The organism is Stutzerimonas chloritidismutans (assembly GCF_051486945.1).
Classification (GTDB): domain Bacteria; phylum Pseudomonadota; class Gammaproteobacteria; order Pseudomonadales; family Pseudomonadaceae; genus Stutzerimonas; species Stutzerimonas chloritidismutans_B.
In genome coordinates this window covers 32,638-46,087 of sequence record NZ_JAHVDX010000006.1, presented here as the reverse complement: position 1 = coordinate 46,087, position 13,450 = coordinate 32,638, and the positions used below count along the sequence as shown (strand labels likewise).

The window sequence follows — 13,450 nt, the reverse complement described above, 5'->3', positions numbered from 1 at the left end:
TCTGTGGTCACACCTGACGCGGCGCGACGTTCGGCGCGGGACGACGCCACTTGGGCAAGCCGATCAGCACGACGGCGCTGAGGATGACCATCATCGCTATCCATTCGACCGGGCCGATACGCTCACCGGCGAAGCTGATACCCAGCAGCACAGCCACTACTGGGTTGACGTAGGCATAGCTGGTCGCCGCGGCCGGCCGGACGTGCTTGAGCAGGTAGAGATAAGCACTGAACGCAACGATGGAGCCGAGCAGCGTCAGATAAGCCAGGGCCGCCCAGCCAGACGGCGTAGGCATCTGCTCGAGACGCTCGCCGCTCAGCGCGCTGCCGATCAGCAGCACCGCGCCACCGGCAAGCATCTGCGCCGCGCTGGCCATGGCGCCGCCGGGCAGATCGAGCTGGCGGCTCCACATCGAACCGAGCGCCCAGCTCGCGGCGGCCAGCAGCACTATCACGGCACCGGCCGGGCTCGCCTGCAGGTTATGACCGAGGTTGAGCAGCCCGATCCCCGTAAGGCCGAGCACGATGCCGCCCCACTCCAGCCCGGTTGTCTTCTGACCCCAGATCAAGCCGAACAGAAGCGCGAACAGCGGCACGGTGGCGATCGCCAGCGCAGCCACGGCCGAGGCCACACCGTAGTGTTCCGCAACTGTCACACCGCCATTCCCACAACTCAGCAGCAGCACACCGACAAGCGTGCAAGACCGCCATTGGCGCGCGCTCGGTACCGGCACACCGCGCCACCGCAACCAGGCGAACATTAGGCTACCGGCAATGACGAACCGCAGCCCAGCGAGCAGCATCGGCGGCCAGGACTCGACCCCGATGCGGATGACGAAATAGGTTGAGCCCCAGATGAGGTAGAGCGCAGCGAAGGCACCCACCAACAGCAACGGAAAAGGACGTGATGGCATGCGGGGCGCCCGGCGAGAGAGGGTTGGCCCTTCATTCTAGGCACTGGCCGCTGGCGCCGCTAAGCACAGTCGGCCATTCGTTTACCGGTGCAGTTAGGGCTATCGGAGCGATCAGCCCAGGCCGAACGGATCGTCAACGCTCGGACTCGGTTCAGTAAACCAGCGCGGGCCGCTCGCGCTCATGTAGAAGTGATCCTCCAGCCGGATGCCGAACTCGCCCGGCACGCAGATCATGGGTTCATTACTGAAGCACATGCCGACATCGAGCGGTGTGTAGTCCCCACGCACCAGATACGGCCCTTCATGAATGTCGAGGCCGATGCCGTGACCGGTCCGGTGAGGCAAGCCAGGCAGCGTGTAGCCCGGCCCAAGGCCGCAGGCTTCAAGCGAACTGCGCGCCGCTTCGTCCACCTGCTCGCACGGCACGCCCAACTGGGCCGCTGCAAACGCGGCAAGCTGCGCCTCCTGCTCGAAACCCCAGAGGGTTCGCTGACGCTCGCTGGGCTTGCCGAACACATAGCTGCGGGTGATATCCGACAGGTAGCTGTGCACCCGGCAACCGGTGTCGATGAGCACCATATCGCCCTGCTTCAGGCGTTGCGGGTAACTGACCCCATGCGGAAACGCACTGGCCTCGCCAAACAGCACGATGCAGAACACCGAACCCGTCGCGCCCACCGCTCGGTGCGCACGCTGGATGAAATCCGCAACCTCGACGGTACTGATGCCCTCGTGGAGGATGCTCGCGGCGGCCTTCTGGACTTCCAGCGTCATCAGCTTGGCCCGCTGCATCAGCGCGATCTCCTGCGGCGACTTACGCTGGCGGCAATAACCGCTGACCGCAGCGGCATCGACAAAGGCATAGCCCGGGTCGAGCTGGCGCAGGCCGTCGAACATGAAGAACGGAAGCGACGGGCAGATGCCGATCCTTGGTCGGGCATGGACGTTCGGCTTGATTCCCATGCTCGCCAGCCTGTCGAAGACCAGGCGGTACGGGCTTTCATGTTCTTGCCAACCGCGAACCGGGCCGTCTACGACCATGAAGTCGCGGATGGTGCCCTCCTCGAACGCCGGTGCGATGTATTCCAGCGCACCATCGGCGGGCAGCAACGCACCAACCAGGCGCTCGCTCGGGCTCCAGCGCACCCCGCTGAAATACTCGAGATTGCTCCCTGCGCCGATGAAAATGGCGTCGATGCCAAGTTCACACATGCGTGCCTGTGCGCGCTCGATCCGCGCCTGGTATTCGCTCAACCCAATCGGCTCGACGCCCTCGAGCATGTTCCGCAGCCGTGCGAGTGCTTGCTCGGGTGTACTGCCGCCAACGCCGATCGTCATGCCGTTCTCCTGGTAGCTGTAAGGAAGTGGCAAGATTTAAGTACAGCTTAAATTTTCACGCAAAGCTTTTTTAAGCATGACTTCATCCGCAGGCCTAACGGCTGGTCTAGTAGCGTTGCGCTGGCCGTATACTGGCCACACTCCAGCATGAGCGAATCCCATGACAGACAATCGCATCGGCGAGCGCTTGCGGCGCTACAGGCGTGCCGCCAACAAGACTTTGAACCAGGTGGCTAAAGAGGCGGGCCTCACCGCAAGCTTTCTCTCCCAGGCTGAGCGCAACCTGACCGGCGTGTCGATCTCGTCGCTGGCGAACATCGCTAAATCCCTTGGCGTCCCGTTGAACGCCTTGTTCGACCAACCCATGCAAGCCCAGCCCGATTCGCACCAGGGTGAGCGGGTCCGCTACACGATCGAAGGCCAGCCGCTTGCTTACGAACGCCTGTCTACGAGCTTTCCCGGCAACTTGCTGAACGCTGTAAAAGTCAGCATGCCGGTCGGCTACCAGTCGGAGCTGATCGCTCATGAGGGATCGGAATTCGCCTATGTGCTGAGCGGCCGCATCGTCTACACGGTTGACGGTCGCAGCTACCCCCTCGCCATCGGCGACTCGATTCATTTCGATGCAGGCAAACCGCACTATCTCGCGAACGTTGGTGACCAGCCTGCGGAAGTGCTGACCGTCACTACCATGGGTCTGTTCGACGATCTGGTTACTCGCTGATCAGACCTGGCACCCGCTTTGCTTCGACAAACACGTTGAGCTGCGTCTCGCAAATTCAGCCCTGCTTAATTTCGATTGACCCAGTTTTCAGCATGACTTAATTTCGGGGCAGGCTTGGCTGCGTACCTAAGGTGAAGCAGCCGCCACGGGACGATCAAGCGCCGCACGGGGAAACACCGTTGCGAGCGGCATGCAGTGACGCCCTGGGGTCCACAAGACCAACCCTCGATGAACATAAAAAAGAATGAGGTTTGCATGCGAAACAACACGTCCATCCGGGCCCTGCTCGCCGCGGGTCTGCTCGTCGCTTCTCCCTTGGGCTTCGCCGCCAGCAACCTGGTCTACTGCTCAGAGGGCAGCCCAGCTGGCTTCGACCCGGGTCAGTACACCACTGGAACGGATTTCGACGCGGCTTCCGAAACCGTGTTCAATCGCCTCGCCCAGTTCGAACGCGGCGGCACCCGCGCGCTGCCGGCGCTTGCCACCAAATGGGATGTCAGCGAAGACGGCCTGACCTACACCTTCCATCTGCGCCCCGGCGTTAAATTCCACGCCACGGACTATTTCAAGCCAACCCGCGAATTCAACGCTGACGATGTGGTCTTCACCTTCGAGCGCATGCTCGACAAGGATCATCCCTTCCGCAAGGCATACCCCAGCGAGTTCCCCTACTTCACCGACATGGGGATGGACAAGAACATTGCCCGCATCGAAAAAGTCGACGACCTGACCGTACGCTTCGTACTCAACCATGTCGACGCAGCCTTCATTCAGAATCTGGCGATGAACTTCGCTGCGATTCATTCGGCTGAGTACGCCGACCAGTTGCTCGCCGAGGGCAAGGCCGAGCAGATCAACCAGAAGCCCATCGGTACCGGCCCGTTCGTATTCGGGCGCTACCAGAAGGACGCGCAGATTCGCTTCAAGGGCAACAAGGACTACTGGAAACCGGAGGACGTGAAGATCGACAACCTGATCTTCGCCATCACCACCGACGCTTCAGTCCGCGCGCAGAAGCTACGTGCCGGTGAATGCCAGATCACCCTCAACCCGCGCCCTGCCGACCTCGAGGCGCTGAAAAAAGACCCCAACCTCGCCGTGCCCAGCCAGCCGGGTTTCAACCTCGGCTACATCGCTTATAACGTCGAGCACGCGCCGCTCGACAAGCTAGAGGTGCGCCAGGCGCTGGACATGGCAGTAGACAAAAAGGCCATCATCGAGGCGGTGTACCAGGGCGCAGGCCAACTCGCGGTCAATGCAATGCCACCGACGCAGTGGTCCTACGACGAGAGCATCAAGGGCACCGAGTACAACCCGGAAAAGGCCCGTGAACTGCTCAAGCAGGCGGGTATAGCTGAAGGCACCGAGATCACCTTGTGGGCGATGCCGGTGCAGCGTCCCTATAACCCCAACGCCAAGCTGATGGCTGAAATGATTCAGTCCGATTGGGGCAAGGTCGGTATCAAGGCCCGCATTGTCAGCTACGAATGGGGTGAGTACATCAAGCGCGGCCACGCCGGCGAGCACGACGCCATGCTGATCGGCTGGACCGGCGACAACGGTGACCCTGACAACTGGCTCAACACCTTGTATGGCTGCGATGCCGTGGAGGGCAACAACTGGTCGAAATGGTGCGATGCCGAGTACGACCAGATCGTCAAACAGGCCAAGCGCATCACCGACCAAGGCGAGCGTACCGAGCTGTACCAGAAGGCTCAGGCGATCCTGCAGGAACAGCTGCCGATCACCCCGATCGCGCATTCCACCGTGTACCAGCCAATGCGCAAGAGCGTGAAGGGCTTCGAGATCAGCCCCTTCGGCCGCAACTCCTTCTATGGCGTGGAAAACCAGCGCTAGGTGACCGGGGCGGGCCCAGTGCCCGCCCCGGGCTATCAGCACCACCGGGACCCGCCACGGCTACGCATCCGCGAAGCCGTTCGACCAGGAGTACGCATTACCATGTTCAGCTTCATCGCGCGCCGTCTGGGCCTGTTGATCCCGACCTTTTTCGGCGTAACCCTGCTCACCTTCGCACTGATCCGCATGATCCCCGGCGACCCTGTCGAGGTGATGATGGGCGAACGCCGGGTCGACCCGGAAATGCACGCCCAGGCAATGGAGCGCCTCGGACTAAACAAACCACTCTACGCGCAGTACCTCGATTACATCGGCAACCTCGCGCAGGGCAACTTGGGCGAATCGTTGCGCACCCGCACCAGCGTCTGGAACGAGTTCACTACGTTGTTTCCCGCGACGCTCGAACTCGCACTGGCGGCTCTGCTCATCGCCGGCACTCTCGGTGTGCTGTTAGGCGTCGTTGCTGCCCTCAAGCGCGGCTCGCTGTTCGATCATGGCGTGATGGGACTTTCCCTGGTCGGCTATTCGATGCCAATTTTCTGGTGGGGGCTGATCCTCATTCTGTTCTTCTCGGTGAGCCTTGGCTGGACACCCGTTTCGGGGCGTATCGACCTGCTCTATGACGTGCCGCCCGTGACTGGCTTCATGCTTATCGACACGCTGCTCAGCGGTGAAGAAGGCGCATTCCTCGATGCCGTGCGCCACATGATCCTGCCTGCCATCGTACTGGCGACCATTCCGCTGGCCGTCATTGCCCGCATGACTCGCTCGGCCATGCTCGAAGTGCTCCGCGAGGATTACGTGCGGACCGCGCGCGCGAAAGGCCTGTCGCCGAATCGGGTGGTATTCGTCCATGGGCTGCGCAACGCGCTCATTCCGGTCCTTACCGTGTTCGGCCTACAGATCGGCACCCTGCTCGCCGGCGCCGTGCTGACCGAAACGATTTTCTCCTGGCCCGGGATCGGCAAGTGGCTGATCGAGTCCATCGGCGCGAGGGATTACCCGGTGGTGCAGAACGGCATTCTGCTTGTCGCCTGCCTGGTCATCCTGGTCAATTTCATCGTCGACATTCTCTACGGGCTGGCCAATCCCCGTATCCGACACCAGCGCTGAGGACGCCGCCATGAGCAGTCTCAAAACACTGCCGGCCGCCGAGCCGACTACCTACTACCCCTCTCCGCTTCGTGAATTCTGGACCGCCTTCAGCCGCAACCGCGGTGCCCTCGTCGGGCTGATCTACATGGGGTTGCTGGTGATCTGTGCCCTCTTCGCCCACTGGTTGGCACCCTACGACCCCACCGAGCAATTTCGTGACTTCCTGATAACCCCCCCGGCTTGGCAGGAAGGCGGCGCCACGCGCTTTCTGCTCGGCACCGATGAGCTGGGTCGTGACATGCTGTCACGCCTGATACATGGCGCACGGCTTTCGCTGCTGATCGGCCTGGCCTCGGTAATCGTCTCGTTGCTACCAGGCATCCTGCTCGGCCTGCTGGCCGGCTTCTCGCCAACCCGGCTCGGCCCTTTCATCATGCGCCTGATGGACATCATGCTGGCGCTGCCATCGTTGCTGCTGGCCGTAGCCATCGTCGCCGTACTTGGCCCCGGGCTGATCAATACCGTGTTCGCCATCGCTATCGTGTCACTGCCTTCCTACGTGCGGCTGACTCGCGCCGCGGTGATGAGCGAACTCAACCGCGACTACGTCACAGCGTCTCGCCTCGCCGGCGCCGGCACCCTGCGGCTGATGTTCGTCTGCGTACTGCCTAACTGCATGGCACCGCTCATCGTACAAGCAACCCTCAGTTTCTCGTCGGCCATCCTTGATGCGGCTGCACTGGGCTTCCTTGGGCTCGGCGTGCAACCGCCAACGCCTGAGTGGGGCACGATGCTGGCATCGGCGCGCGATTACATCGAGCGCGCCTGGTGGGTCGTGTCGCTCCCTGGCCTGGCGATCCTGCTCAGCGTGCTGGCGATCAACCTGCTCGGCGACGGCCTGCGCGATGCGCTGGATCCCAAGCTGAAAAACGCCACATGAGGAGCCCATCCATGCCCCGTAACCCGATGGAGGTGAACCCGTGAGCCTGCTGGATATCCGCAACCTAAGCGTGCGTTTCGGTGACGCGGGCGCACCGCCTGTGGTCGACGGGCTCGACCTCAGGGTCGATCGAGGGGATGTTCTGGCCATCGTCGGCGAATCCGGTTCCGGCAAGTCCGTCACCATGATGGCCCTGATGGGCCTTATCGACCCGCCCGGACGCGTCCAGGCCGACCGCCTGCACTTTGCCGGCCACGACTTGCTTACGCTCAAGGGGCGGCAACGGCGCCGGCTGATCGGCAAGGACCTGGCAATGGTCTTCCAGGACCCGATGACGGCGCTCAATCCCAGCTACACCGTGGGCTTCCAGATCGGCGAAGTGCTGCGCCAGCATCTCGGCCTCAAGGGCAAGGCGGTTCGCCAGCGGGCGCTGGAGCTGCTCGAACGCGTTGAGATTCCCGCCGCGGCCAGCCGCCTCGATGCCTATCCACACCAGCTATCGGGTGGCATGAGCCAGCGTGTCGCGATCGCCATGGCGATCGCGGGCGAGCCGCAACTGCTGATTGCCGACGAACCGACCACCGCGCTCGACGTGACGATCCAGGCGCAGATCATGGACCTGCTGCTCGCTTTGCAGCGCGACCAGGGCATGGCGCTGATCTTGATAACCCATGACTTGGCGGTTGTCGCCGAGACGGCGCAGCGCGTCTGCGTGATGTATGCGGGCCAGGCCGTCGAGACCGGATACGTGCCCGCGCTGTTCGATGCGCCGGCGCATCCCTACACCGAAGCGCTGCTGGCCTCCATTCCAGAACGTTGCACTGGGCATCGCTTGGCGACGCTGCCCGGCATCGTGCCGGGTCGCTACGATCGTCCCTCCGGCTGCCTGCTCTCGCCACGCTGCCCCTATGCGCGCCCGCACTGCGCGGAGCGCCCTTCCCTCGAGCCGTATGAGCGTGGCGAAGTGCGCTGCTTCTATCCACGCAACCTCACGGCCGAGCAAGCACCAGAGGTATTGCCCGACACACAACGTCAACAAACACCGCCAGGAGATCATCATGCCTACTGAGCCAACACAGTGCGTGTTGTCGGCGCGCGACCTCGCGCGCCACTATGAGGTGTCTCGGGGCATGTTCAAGCCACGCGCCACCGTGCGGGCCCTGAACGGCGTTTCCTTCGAACTGAACGCTGGCGAGACGCTTGCCGTGGTCGGTGAATCAGGCTGCGGCAAATCGACCCTGGCCCGCGCCCTGACCCTGATTGAGGAGCCGACGTCAGGGTCGCTGCAAATCGCTGGGCAAGACGTAACCCAGGCTGACGGTGCCCAACGCAAACGCCTACGCCGCGACGTGCAGATGGTCTTCCAGAACCCATACGCCTCGCTGAATCCCCGGCAGAAGATTGGCGACCAGCTGGCCGAGCCGCTGGTAATCAATACTTCACTTTCACGCGCGGAGCGACGCGAGCAGGTACAGGCGATGATGCAGCAGGTGGGCCTGCGCCCGGAGCACTACCAGCGATACCCGCACATGTTCTCCGGTGGCCAGCGCCAACGCATCGCGCTCGCACGGGCGATGATGCTCAAGCCCAAGGTGCTTGTCGCCGACGAACCGACCTCGGCGCTCGACGTATCGATCCAGGCGCAGGTCCTCAATCTGTTCATGGATATACAGGAGCAGTTCCAGGCCGGGTACGTATTCATCTCGCACGACCTGGCGGTGGTGCGGCACGTGGCCGACCAGGTACTGGTCATGTATTTCGGCAGTCCGATGGAAATGGGGCCAGCTGAAGAGGTCTATCGCCGCCCGCTACACCCATACACGCAAGTACTTTTGGCCGCGACACCGAGCTTCGCTGCCGATCGGTCCAACAACAGGCTCAAGGCCAGCGGCGAGCTACCCAGCCCGCTCGATCCGCCGTCTGGCTGCCCATTCAATGGCCGTTGTCCGTATGCGACCGAACGCTGCAGCGCTGAAGTCCCTGCCTTCCGCCCGGTCGACGGTCGGCAGGTTGCCTGTCATTACGCTGAAACCCTGGCCGATCGACACTAAGCCAGCCAGAAGCCAGCCAGCGAGACTGCATGACGGTTATCGGTTTTCAGCCTGCCAGAAACGCGAAAGGCCCCGGAGTACGGGGCCTTTCGCTTGATATGGCGGAGGAGGTGAGATTCGAACTCACGGAAGAGTTTCCCCTTCGACGGTTTTCAAGACCGTTGCATTCAACCGCTCTGCCACTCCTCCGCAGAGAGCGGGCGCCATAGTACCCGAACGAAACACACTGTCAAACACTGTCGTTAGTCCCGATTCAAAGCTCTGCTATGATCCGAGGCAATTCGTCTTCGGGCTGAATTCATCTACAGGAGTGTCGCCATGCTCAAGCAACAGTACGCCGCTACGCATACGCAGGTTGAACAACAGGAAGTCAGCCGCGTTTTGCGCAATACCTATGGCCTGTTGGCCATTACCCTGGGCTTCAGCGCCCTGGTCGCCTATATGGCCATGCAGGCCAATGCGGCCTACCCGAACATCTTCGTCGTGCTGATCGGCTTCTACGGGCTGTTCTTCCTGACCGTGAAGCTGCGCAACTCCGCCTGGGGCCTGCTCTCTACCTTCGCCCTCACCGGCTTCATGGGTTACACGCTGGGCCCGATCCTGAACATGTACCTGGGCACGGCCAACGGCGGTGAGCTGATCGCTTCTGCACTCTCGATGACCGCCCTGGTGTTCTTCGGCTTGTCGGCGTTCGTGCTGATCACCCGCAAGGACATGAGCTTCCTCAGCGGTTTCATCACGGCCGGCTTCTTCGTGCTCCTGGGTGCGATGGTCGCGAGCTTCTTCTTCCAGATCAGCGGCTTGCAATTGGCTATCAGTGCTGGCTTCGTGCTGTTCTCGTCGGTCTGCATCCTCTATCAGACCAGCGCGATCATCCACGGGGGCGAGCGCAACTACATCATGGCCACCATCGGCCTGTACGTGTCGCTGTACAACCTGTTCATCAGCCTGCTCCAGCTGATGGGCATCATGGGCGGCGACGACTGACCGTCGACCATGGGATCAAGCCCGCTTCGGCGGGCTTTTTCGTTTCCACGGCTGGCGTATTATGTCGCCCTGATCTTTTCAGGTGCCTCATGAAATTCGTTATCGCGTTGTTTTCCCCGGCTCACTCACCCGCCTCGCGGCGCGCATTGCGCTTCGCTGACGCGGTGCTTGAAAGTGGCAATGAGATCACCCGGTTATTCCTCTACCAGGACGGCGTACACAGCGCTTCGGCCAATGTCGTGATGCCTCAAGACGAACCGGACCTCGCAGCGCAATGGTCACAGTTCGTCAGCCGACACCGACTCGATGGAGTTGTCTGCATCGCGGCCGGCCTGCGCCGGGGCGTGCTCGACGGGCAAGAAGCCAGTCGTTACGAGCGCGCCGCGGCCAACCTGGCGCCAGGCTGGGAGCTTTCCGGTCTTGGGCAGTTGCATGAAGCCGCGCAACAGGCCGACCGCTTGGTCTGCTTTGGAGGCCATTGATGGCGCGCTCGATGCTCATCATCTCGCGGCAAGCGCCCTGGTCGGGGCCATCGGCTCGTGAGGCGCTCGATCTGGTGCTTGCCGGCGGCGCGTTCGACTTGCCCCTCGGGCTGCTGTTTCTCGACGACGGTGTCTTCCAGCTCGCCCCCGCCCAGCATGCGGCCGCACTACAGCAAAAGGATCTGACGGCCAACCTCCAGGCCTTGCCGATGTTCGGGGTCGAGGCGCTTTATATTGCGCGCAGCAGCCTGCTACAACGCGGACTCGATGCCACGGAGCTGACCTTGCCAGTCGAACCGATCGATGACAGCGACCTCAGCGCCCTCCTCAACCGCTACGACTATGTGATCACGCTCTGATGTCGACCTTGCACCTGATGTCCCACTCGCCCTTCGCCGATGGCCGCCTGGATAGCTGCCTGCGCCTGATCGCACCAGGCGACGCCCTGCTGCTCACCGGCGATGCGGTCCACGCGCTTCTGGCGGGCACCGCACCACGTGCGGCCCTGGAGCAGCTGGACGAGGCCATCGCGCTGTTTGCGCTCGCCGAAGATGTCACCGCGCGCGGCCTCCTCTCGTTACCGGGGAGGGTCGAGGCGATCGACTATGCACGGTTCGTCGAACTCTGCTGCCGCTATGCAAGAACGAACGCCTGGCTATGAATACCCGTCTATTGGATGACACTTCGATTGCTGTCGACAAGGAAGGCTTTCTGGTCGACCTGAACGACTGGAGCGAACCCGTAGCCGTTGCCCTGGCCCATGCCGAAGGCATCGAGCTGAGCGACGCACACTGGGAAATCCTCCATGTGCTGCGAGCCTTTTATGCAGAGTTCCAGCTGTCGCCCGCGACGCGCCCGTTGATCAAATACACCGCGCTTAAACTGGGTGCAGAGAAAGGTAACAGCGTCCACCTGAACCGCCTGTTCAAGGGCACACCGGCCAAGCTCGCCGCCAAGCTTGCAGGGCTGCCGAAACCGAGCAATTGCATATGATCGTCACGCCAGAAGAACATCCCTTTGCCCCATTCGTCCGAATCCTCGGCAAAGGTAAACGCGGCGCTCGCGACCTGACCCGTGATGAGGCCCGTGATGCGATGGGCATGCTCCTCGACGGCAAAACCGAAGATACACAGCTCGGCGCATTCCTAATGTTGCTGCGGCACAAGGAAGAGAGCGCCGCGGAGCTTGCCGGCTTCACCGAAGCGGTTCGCGCACGGCTCGATGCACCAGCGCTCGAGGTCGATATCGACTGGCCCAGCTATGCCGGCAAGAAACGGCATTTGCCCTGGTATCTGTTGGCCGCCAAGTGCCTGGCGCAAAGCGGTATTCGCATCTTCATGCACGGCGGCGGCGCCCACACGGCAGGCCGCCTGTACACAGAGCAACTGCTCGATTTGCTGAACATCCGCCGCTGCGAGACCTGGCCTGAGGTAGGCGAAGCGCTGGCGCAAGAGCGCCTGGCCTTCATGCCGCTTGGAGCCTGGATGCCAGGCCTGCAGCGAATGATCGACCAGCGCAACATTCTCGGACTGCGATCGCCTATCCACTCCTTGGCCCGCACCCTCAATCCGCTGCAGGCTCGTTGCGGACTGCAGAGCATCTTCCACCCCGGTTACCAGGCCAACCATCGCGAAGCCAGCCGGCTGCTCGGTGACAGCGCCATCGTCATCAAGGGTGAAGGCGGCGAGATCGAGGTCAACCCGGACGGCGTCTCTCACCTCTACGGCACCGCGGCAGGCGAAAACTGGGACGAGGACTGGCCGTCGCTGTCACCACAGCGCCACGTCAAGCCGGCCCAGCTCGATCCGCAGCACCTATTGGCCGTGTGGCGTGGGGTCGAAACGGACCAGTACGGCGAACTGGCCGTCATGTCGACCATCGCGCTGGGGCTGCGCGGCCTGGGTGAGCCCCGCGAGGCCGCGTTCGAACATGCCCAACGCTTGTGGCGGCACCGTAACTCATCGAACTGAACGATAGGTAGTACCGGTCATTGCGACCATTCCCGGCGAAGCATCGACCTAAACTTCAAGCATCTAACGAGTCGTGGAGAGATGCAGATGGGGCTTCTGGTCGACGGGCAGTGGCAGGATCGTTGGTACGAGAACAGCCGTGACGGCGAATTTCAGCGCGAGCAAGCGCAGCGCCGAAACTGGGTGACGCGCGATGGCGCTGCCGGGCCGGACGGCCAGGAAGCGGTAAAAGCCGAGACCGGCCGCTTTCACCTTTACGTCTCGCTCGCCTGCCCCTGGGCTCACCGCACGCTTATCTATCGCACGCTCAAACAGCTCGAAACGGCCATAGAGGTATCGGTCGTCAGCTGGCTAATGGGGGAGAACGGCTGGACCTTCGATACGGCTACCGGCTCCAGTGGCGACGCGCTGGATGGGTTGCAGTATCTTCACCGACGCTACACGTCGGACGATCCGGACTACACCGGTCGCGTCACCGTTCCCGTGTTGTGGGATCGTCAGGCAGGGCGCATCGTGAACAACGAGTCCGCCGAAATCATCCGCATCTTCAACGATGCCTTCGACGACATCACAGGCTCGACGCTCGATCTTTATCCTGAACCGTTGCGGCCGGAAATCGACCGGCTCAACGCACGCATCTACCCGGCAGTGAACAACGGCGTGTACCGGGCCGGCTTCGCTTCAAGCCAGAAGGCCTACGAAGCGGCGTTCGACCCGCTGTTCAATGAGCTCGACGAGCTGGAGGCTCAGCTCGGCCGCTCACGCTACTTGTCCGGGGAATACCTGACCGAGGCCGACTGGCGTCTGTTCACCACCCTGGTGCGTTTCGATGCGGTCTATTACGGCCACTTCAAGTGCAACCTGCGACGCATCCAGGATTACCCTAACCTGTCGAATTGGCTGCGAGAGCTTTACCAGTGGCCAGGCGTCGCCGATACCGTCGACCTGATCCACATCAAGCACCACTATTACGCCAGTCATCGGCACATCAATCCGACCGGTGTCGTGCCGCGCGGCCCACATCTGGCGTTCGATGCCCCGCACGACCGTGAGCGCCTGCCCAGTAAGGGCATTTGGCAGCGCTGATCGAAGC

General features: G+C 62.3%; 15 protein-coding genes and 1 tRNA gene. 13 read left to right on the top strand and 3 right to left on the bottom strand.

Going from position 1 to position 13,450, the window contains the following annotated elements; genetic code table 11:
* Positions 1–7: 7 nt before the first annotated feature.
* Positions 8–913, bottom strand: coding sequence for a drug/metabolite exporter YedA (gene yedA / locus KXR72_RS19545; RefSeq protein ID WP_437422763.1), 906 nt, complete (start codon positions 911–913; stop codon positions 8–10).
* A 111-nt stretch (positions 914–1,024) separates the two neighbouring features.
* Entirely contained in the window at positions 1,025–2,251 is a 1,227-nt protein-coding gene (locus tag KXR72_RS19540) for a M24 family metallopeptidase (protein ID WP_437422762.1), read from the bottom strand.
* Between the two features lie 160 nt (positions 2,252–2,411).
* On the opposite strand from KXR72_RS19540, the gene KXR72_RS19535 reads away from it, so the two are divergent.
* The 6 genes from KXR72_RS19535 to KXR72_RS19510 all read left to right on the top strand — a co-directional run bounded on the left by KXR72_RS19535 (position 2,412) and on the right by KXR72_RS19510 (position 8,918).
* Complete coding sequence (locus tag KXR72_RS19535) at positions 2,412–2,975, top strand: cupin domain-containing protein (protein ID WP_437422761.1); 564 nt, start codon at positions 2,412–2,414, stop codon at positions 2,973–2,975.
* 255 nt (positions 2,976–3,230) lie between these two features.
* Entirely contained in the window at positions 3,231–4,832 is a 1,602-nt protein-coding gene (locus KXR72_RS19530) for an ABC transporter substrate-binding protein (RefSeq protein WP_437422760.1), read from the top strand.
* 102 nt (positions 4,833–4,934) lie between these two features.
* Complete coding sequence (locus KXR72_RS19525; RefSeq protein ID WP_437422759.1) at positions 4,935–5,945, top strand: ABC transporter permease subunit; 1,011 nt, start codon at positions 4,935–4,937, stop codon at positions 5,943–5,945.
* Between the two features lie 10 nt (positions 5,946–5,955).
* Positions 5,956–6,867 carry an ABC transporter permease subunit gene (locus KXR72_RS19520; RefSeq protein WP_437422758.1) on the top strand — a complete coding sequence of 304 codons (912 nt, stop codon included), beginning with the start codon at positions 5,956–5,958 and terminating at the stop codon, positions 6,865–6,867.
* Between the two features lie 40 nt (positions 6,868–6,907).
* A complete protein-coding gene (locus tag KXR72_RS19515; RefSeq protein ID WP_437422757.1) occupies positions 6,908–7,936 on the top strand; it encodes an ABC transporter ATP-binding protein in 1,029 nt (342 codons plus the stop codon).
* Complete coding sequence (locus KXR72_RS19510) at positions 7,926–8,918, top strand: peptide ABC transporter ATP-binding protein (RefSeq protein WP_437422756.1); 993 nt, start codon at positions 7,926–7,928, stop codon at positions 8,916–8,918. The genes KXR72_RS19515 and KXR72_RS19510 overlap by 11 nt, the downstream gene beginning before the upstream one ends.
* 99 nt (positions 8,919–9,017) lie before the next feature.
* Here KXR72_RS19510 and KXR72_RS19505 read toward each other — a convergent pair.
* Positions 9,018–9,107 (bottom strand) — tRNA-Ser (locus KXR72_RS19505).
* A gap of 129 nt (positions 9,108–9,236) precedes the next feature.
* Here KXR72_RS19505 and KXR72_RS19500 point away from each other — a divergent pair.
* The 7 genes from KXR72_RS19500 to KXR72_RS19470 all read left to right on the top strand — a co-directional run bounded on the left by KXR72_RS19500 (position 9,237) and on the right by KXR72_RS19470 (position 13,443).
* Complete coding sequence (locus KXR72_RS19500) at positions 9,237–9,905, top strand: Bax inhibitor-1/YccA family protein (protein ID WP_437422755.1); 669 nt, start codon at positions 9,237–9,239, stop codon at positions 9,903–9,905.
* An 89-nt stretch (positions 9,906–9,994) separates the two neighbouring features.
* On the top strand, positions 9,995–10,387 hold the full coding sequence (gene tusD, locus KXR72_RS19495; protein WP_437422754.1) for a sulfurtransferase complex subunit TusD: 393 nt from the start codon (positions 9,995–9,997) through the stop codon (positions 10,385–10,387).
* Complete coding sequence (gene tusC, locus KXR72_RS19490) at positions 10,387–10,746, top strand: sulfurtransferase complex subunit TusC (RefSeq protein WP_437422753.1); 360 nt, start codon at positions 10,387–10,389, stop codon at positions 10,744–10,746. Before tusD ends, tusC begins: the two co-directional genes overlap by 1 nt.
* Positions 10,746–11,048: a sulfurtransferase complex subunit TusB gene (gene tusB / locus KXR72_RS19485; protein ID WP_437422752.1), complete on the top strand. Its 303-nt coding sequence runs from the start codon at positions 10,746–10,748 to the stop codon at positions 11,046–11,048. The genes tusC and tusB overlap by 1 nt, the downstream gene beginning before the upstream one ends.
* Complete coding sequence (locus KXR72_RS19480) at positions 11,045–11,380, top strand: TusE/DsrC/DsvC family sulfur relay protein (RefSeq protein ID WP_437422751.1); 336 nt, start codon at positions 11,045–11,047, stop codon at positions 11,378–11,380. Before tusB ends, KXR72_RS19480 begins: the two co-directional genes overlap by 4 nt.
* Complete coding sequence (locus KXR72_RS19475; RefSeq protein ID WP_437422750.1) at positions 11,377–12,357, top strand: glycosyl transferase family protein; 981 nt, start codon at positions 11,377–11,379, stop codon at positions 12,355–12,357. The genes KXR72_RS19480 and KXR72_RS19475 overlap by 4 nt, the downstream gene beginning before the upstream one ends.
* An 87-nt stretch (positions 12,358–12,444) precedes the next feature.
* Positions 12,445–13,443 (top strand): glutathione S-transferase family protein, encoded by a 999-nt coding sequence (locus KXR72_RS19470; protein WP_437422749.1) that lies wholly within the window; start codon positions 12,445–12,447, stop codon positions 13,441–13,443.
* Positions 13,444–13,450 lie beyond the last annotated feature (7 nt).

Coding starts and splice junctions, on each gene's coding strand:
- yedA (WP_437422763.1), bottom strand. CDS start 913: ATGCCATCACGTCCTTTTCCGTTGCTGTTGGTGGGTGCCTTCGCTGCG.
- KXR72_RS19540 (WP_437422762.1), bottom strand. CDS start 2,251: ATGACGATCGGCGTTGGCGGCAGTACACCCGAGCAAGCACTCGCACGG.
- KXR72_RS19535 (WP_437422761.1), top strand. CDS start 2,412: ATGACAGACAATCGCATCGGCGAGCGCTTGCGGCGCTACAGGCGTGCC.
- KXR72_RS19530 (WP_437422760.1), top strand. CDS start 3,231: ATGCGAAACAACACGTCCATCCGGGCCCTGCTCGCCGCGGGTCTGCTC.
- KXR72_RS19525 (WP_437422759.1), top strand. CDS start 4,935: ATGTTCAGCTTCATCGCGCGCCGTCTGGGCCTGTTGATCCCGACCTTT.
- KXR72_RS19520 (WP_437422758.1), top strand. CDS start 5,956: ATGAGCAGTCTCAAAACACTGCCGGCCGCCGAGCCGACTACCTACTAC.
- KXR72_RS19510 (WP_437422756.1), top strand. CDS start 7,926: ATGCCTACTGAGCCAACACAGTGCGTGTTGTCGGCGCGCGACCTCGCG.
- KXR72_RS19500 (WP_437422755.1), top strand. CDS start 9,237: ATGCTCAAGCAACAGTACGCCGCTACGCATACGCAGGTTGAACAACAG.
- tusD (WP_437422754.1), top strand. CDS start 9,995: ATGAAATTCGTTATCGCGTTGTTTTCCCCGGCTCACTCACCCGCCTCG.
- tusC (WP_437422753.1), top strand. CDS start 10,387: ATGGCGCGCTCGATGCTCATCATCTCGCGGCAAGCGCCCTGGTCGGGG.
- tusB (WP_437422752.1), top strand. CDS start 10,746: ATGTCGACCTTGCACCTGATGTCCCACTCGCCCTTCGCCGATGGCCGC.
- KXR72_RS19480 (WP_437422751.1), top strand. CDS start 11,045: ATGAATACCCGTCTATTGGATGACACTTCGATTGCTGTCGACAAGGAA.
- KXR72_RS19475 (WP_437422750.1), top strand. CDS start 11,377: ATGATCGTCACGCCAGAAGAACATCCCTTTGCCCCATTCGTCCGAATC.
- KXR72_RS19470 (WP_437422749.1), top strand. CDS start 12,445: ATGGGGCTTCTGGTCGACGGGCAGTGGCAGGATCGTTGGTACGAGAAC.